Below are 3,816 nucleotides of genomic sequence, written 5' to 3' on the forward strand. Positions count from 1 at the left end.
GCCCGGCCCCCTCCTCGGAGGGAGCCGGGCCGCTCCGTCGTGGTCCTGCGGGCCGGTCAGTACCGCGGCCGGTTGAACCAGTTGACGCCGTCCTGGACGCACATGGCGGTGATCCAGATGATGCTGATCGCCAGCCAGAGCAGGGCCATGACCAGGCCCACCGCGGTGCCGCCGGTGATGGCGCCCAGCAGGATCAGCAGGCCGACCAGGGCGCCGAGCGAGCCGTACACGATGGTGGTGACCCGGACGGCGTTGCCGCCCTTGCCGAACTTCGCGCCGAGCGTGATGGAGAGCGCGGCGAACAGCCCGAACACCACGGCGACGACGATCAGGACGCCGGCGGCGGCGTCGCCCAGCGCGGTGAACGGGTTGTCCTCGCTCGCGGCGCGGCTGGCGTTGGTGGCGTCCTTGGCGACCGCCCCGATGACCATGTAGAGGATCGCGAGCAGCGTCTGCACGCCGCCGACTATGAACAGCAGCACGCGGGCGGTGGTCACCAGGCCCGGCATGGACGGCGGGACCATCGGCGCGTACCCGTAGGCCGGCGCGGCCTGCGGGTAGCCGTAGCCCGGCGCGGCCTGCGGCGGCGGGGCCTGCTGCGGGTAGCCGTAGCCCGGGGCGGCCTGCGGCTGGCCGTACGGGTTGTTCGGGTCGGGCGGGTAACTCATGGATGCCTCCGGGCAGTTACGGGGACGCGGGGACGGGACGCTGACGGCCCGGTGCCGGCCGGTGACGAGGGTCGTCGGTCGAAGGGGACGTTAGCCGAGCGGGGTGACAGCCCGGCGGCGGTGACGGGCGCCGCGGCTCGGCAGCGTGGTGAGCGTCAGGGGCGCGAGGCAGCCGACGGGTGCGGCGCGGGCGGGACGGTGCCCCCGCGGTCGGACTGCTGGCTCTGCTCTGGTCGGCTCACTGGTTCTTTCCCCCGGGTACGCCCCACCGCGGGTCCGTCGGCCCGTCACCGGGCCGGTTCGCGGCGGGAATGCGCTTATCGTCATCCGGACGACGGCGCCCTGTCCAGCCGGTTCCGCGTGCCGCGCCGAGACTGTGGCGCAACCGCAATGTGCGGTGGACCTTCGTACCCGGCCGTTCACCCGCCGGTCCCCCCGCCCGTGACCCCGCCCGTGACCTCGCCCGTCCTCCGGCCCGGCCACCCGTTCCGCCACCCCTCCGGCCCCCGTCCGGCCACCCCCGGAACCGCGGCCCGAGCGGTCGGACGCCCTCGGTACGGAGACCCCCGGCGATCCGGGAGAATGGGGTCATGACTGCCCAGATTCTCGATGGCAAGGCCACCGCCGCCGCGATCAAGTCCGAACTCGCCGCCCGCGTGGCGGCCCTCAAGGCGAAGGGCGTCACGCCCGGCCTCGGCACCGTCCTGGTCGGCGACGACCCGGGCAGCCGCTGGTACGTGAACGGGAAGCACAAGGACTGCGCCGAGGTCGGCATCGCCTCGATCCAGCGCGAGCTGCCCGCCACCGCCACCCAGGAGGACGTGGAGAACGTCGTCCGCGAGCTCAACGCCGACCCGTCCTGCACCGGCTACATCGTCCAGCTGCCGCTGCCCAAGGGCCTGGACCAGAACCCGGTCCTGGAGCTGATGGACCCGGACAAGGACGCCGACGGCCTGCACCCGACCTCGCTCGGCCGGCTCGCCCTGGGCATCGACGGCCCGCTGCCGTGCACCCCGCTCGGCATCGTCGAGCTGCTGCGCCGCCACGACGTCGAGATCGATGGCGCCGAGGTGGTCGTGGTCGGCCGCGGCATCACCGTCGGCCGTTCGATCGGCCTGCTGCTGACCCGCCGCAGCGAGAACGCCACCGTCACCCTGTGCCACACCGGCACCCGGGACCTCGGCGCCCACCTGCGCAAGGCCGACATCATCGTGGCCGCCGCCGGCGTGCCGCACCTGGTCAAGCCGGAGGACGTCAAGCCGGGCGCGGCGGTGCTGGACGTGGGCGTCAGCCGCAGCGAGGGCAAGATCGTCGGCGACGTGCACCCGGGGGTGGCCGAGGTGGCCGGCTGGATCTCCCCGAACCCCGGCGGCGTGGGCCCGATGACCCGCGCGATGCTGCTCAACAACATCGTCGAGGCGGCCGAGCGCCGCGCCGGCATCTGACTCCCCAGGGACGGCGAGCATGACTGAACCGCGATCGGCCCGGTCCCGCCGCAGGCCGGTCAAGACCACCGGCACCCTGCCGCCCGAGGGCTCGGCCGCGGCCCTCGGACGCGATCACGCCCTGCCGGTCCGGCAGTGGCCGATCACGCTGGTCCTGCTGGTCGTCGGCGCCGGCCTCGCGGTCACCTGGTTCGCCGACTTCAAGGACGGCTTCAAGTACGGGCTGCTGATCCTCGGCTGCGGCGTGCTGCTCGGCGCGGTGCTGCGGCTGGTGCTGCCCGAGGTCGGGATGCTGGCGGTGCGCAGCCGCTTCACCGACGTGATCGTGCTGAGCTTCCTGGGCGTCTCGATCGTGCTGCTGACCCTGGTGGCGCAGCCGAACCCGTGGGTGCAGATCCCGTTGCTCGACAACATCGGCCAGCTGATGGGCCGACCCCGGCACTGATCCGCGGGCCCGTGACGGCCCCCGCCCGACGCCATGGAAATCCAGGGCACGGGCGGGGGCCGCCTTTCTTCTGTGACGCATCAGCCACGCCGGGACACCAGGCGTACGCTTCCCTTTGCGATAACCTGACGCCGGTCTCTCGACGTCGAGAGAGATCATCCTGGCTCCAGTGCCGGTGTGCCTGGGGCGCCTGGCGATTTGCTGGAGAAGGTAGAAATGACCCGCACCCCCGTCAACGTCACCATCACCGGCGCGGCCGGCCAGATCGGCTACGCGCTGCTCTTCCGCATCGCCTCGGGCCACCTGCTCGGCGCCGACGTGCCGGTGAACCTGCGCCTCCTGGAGATCCCGCAGGGCCTCAAGGCCGCCGAGGGCACCGCCATGGAGCTCGTCGACTGCGCCTTCCCGCTGCTGCGCGACATCACCATCACCGCCAACCCGAACGAGGCCTTCGACGGCGCCAACGTCGCGCTGCTGGTCGGCGCCCGTCCGCGCACCGCGGGCATGGAGCGCGGCGACCTGCTGCAGGCCAACGGCGGCATCTTCGGCCCGCAGGGCAAGGCCATCAACGACCACGCCGCGGACGACATCAAGGTCCTGGTCGTCGGCAACCCGGCCAACACCAACGCCCTGATCGCCCAGCGCAACGCCCCGGACGTCCCGGCCGAGCGCTTCACCGCGATGACCCGCCTGGACCACAACCGCGCCGTCGGCCAGCTGTCCGCCAAGACCGGCGCCCTGGTCTCGGACATCAAGCGCGTCACCATCTGGGGCAACCACTCCGCGACCCAGTACCCGGACGTCTTCCAGGCCGAGATCGCCGGCAAGCCGGCCTTCGAGGCCGTCGGCAGCGACCTGGCCTGGCTGGAGAACGACTTCATCCCGACCGTCGCCAAGCGCGGCGCCGCCATCATCGAGGCCCGTGGCGCCTCCTCGGCCGCCTCGGCCGCCAACGCCGCCATCGACCACGTGCACACCTGGGTCAACGGCACCGCCGAGGGCGACTGGACCTCCATGGGTGTCGTCTCCGACGGCTCGTACGGCGTTCCGGCGGGCCTGATCTCCTCCTTCCCGGTCACCACCAAGGACGGCAAGTTCGAGATCGTCCAGGGCCTGGAGATCTCCGACTTCTCGCGCGCCCGCATCGACGCCTCGGTCAAGGAGCTGACCGAGGAGCGCGACGCGGTCCAGGAGCTGGGCCTCATCTGAGCCCGCCCCGCACGGCTCCACCGGCGGCCCGCCGCTTCCTCCCCGGAAG

The 3,816-nt window shown here is 72.5% G+C and carries 4 protein-coding genes; 3 read left to right on the top strand and 1 reads right to left on the bottom strand.

The genetic code is table 11. The features are described from left to right. Window positions 1-56: 56 nt before the first annotated feature. Window positions 57-668 (bottom strand): hypothetical protein, encoded by a 612-nt coding sequence (locus ACFU6K_RS33490; RefSeq protein WP_380669509.1) that lies wholly within the window; start codon window positions 666-668, stop codon window positions 57-59. 590 nt (window positions 669-1,258) lie between these two features. Here ACFU6K_RS33490 and ACFU6K_RS33495 point away from each other — a divergent pair. The 3 genes from ACFU6K_RS33495 (at window position 1,259) to ACFU6K_RS33505 (ending at window position 3,767) form a co-directional block, all read left to right on the top strand. Then, a complete protein-coding gene (locus ACFU6K_RS33495; protein WP_316523728.1) occupies window positions 1,259-2,113 on the top strand; it encodes a bifunctional methylenetetrahydrofolate dehydrogenase/methenyltetrahydrofolate cyclohydrolase in 855 nt (284 codons plus the stop codon). 19 nt (window positions 2,114-2,132) lie between these two features. Beyond that, complete coding sequence (locus tag ACFU6K_RS33500) at window positions 2,133-2,558, top strand: DUF3017 domain-containing protein (protein ID WP_380669511.1); 426 nt, start codon at window positions 2,133-2,135, stop codon at window positions 2,556-2,558. Window positions 2,559-2,774: 216 nt separating this feature from the next. After that, window positions 2,775-3,767, top strand: coding sequence for a malate dehydrogenase (locus ACFU6K_RS33505; RefSeq protein WP_380669513.1), 993 nt, complete (start codon window positions 2,775-2,777; stop codon window positions 3,765-3,767). The last annotated feature ends 49 nt before the right edge of the window (window positions 3,768-3,816 follow it).

The organism is Kitasatospora sp. NPDC057512 (genome assembly GCF_042802135.1).
Lineage (GTDB): Bacteria > Actinomycetota > Actinomycetes > Streptomycetales > Streptomycetaceae > Kitasatospora.

What these genes read in the sequence shown, in the direction of transcription:
- ACFU6K_RS33490 (WP_380669509.1), bottom strand. Translation starts at nt 668, where the DNA reads ATGAGTTACCCGCCCGACCCGAACAACCCGTACGGCCAGCCGCAGGCC.
- ACFU6K_RS33495 (WP_316523728.1), top strand. Translation starts at nt 1,259, where the DNA reads ATGACTGCCCAGATTCTCGATGGCAAGGCCACCGCCGCCGCGATCAAG.
- ACFU6K_RS33500 (WP_380669511.1), top strand. Translation starts at nt 2,133, where the DNA reads ATGACTGAACCGCGATCGGCCCGGTCCCGCCGCAGGCCGGTCAAGACC.
- ACFU6K_RS33505 (WP_380669513.1), top strand. Translation starts at nt 2,775, where the DNA reads ATGACCCGCACCCCCGTCAACGTCACCATCACCGGCGCGGCCGGCCAG.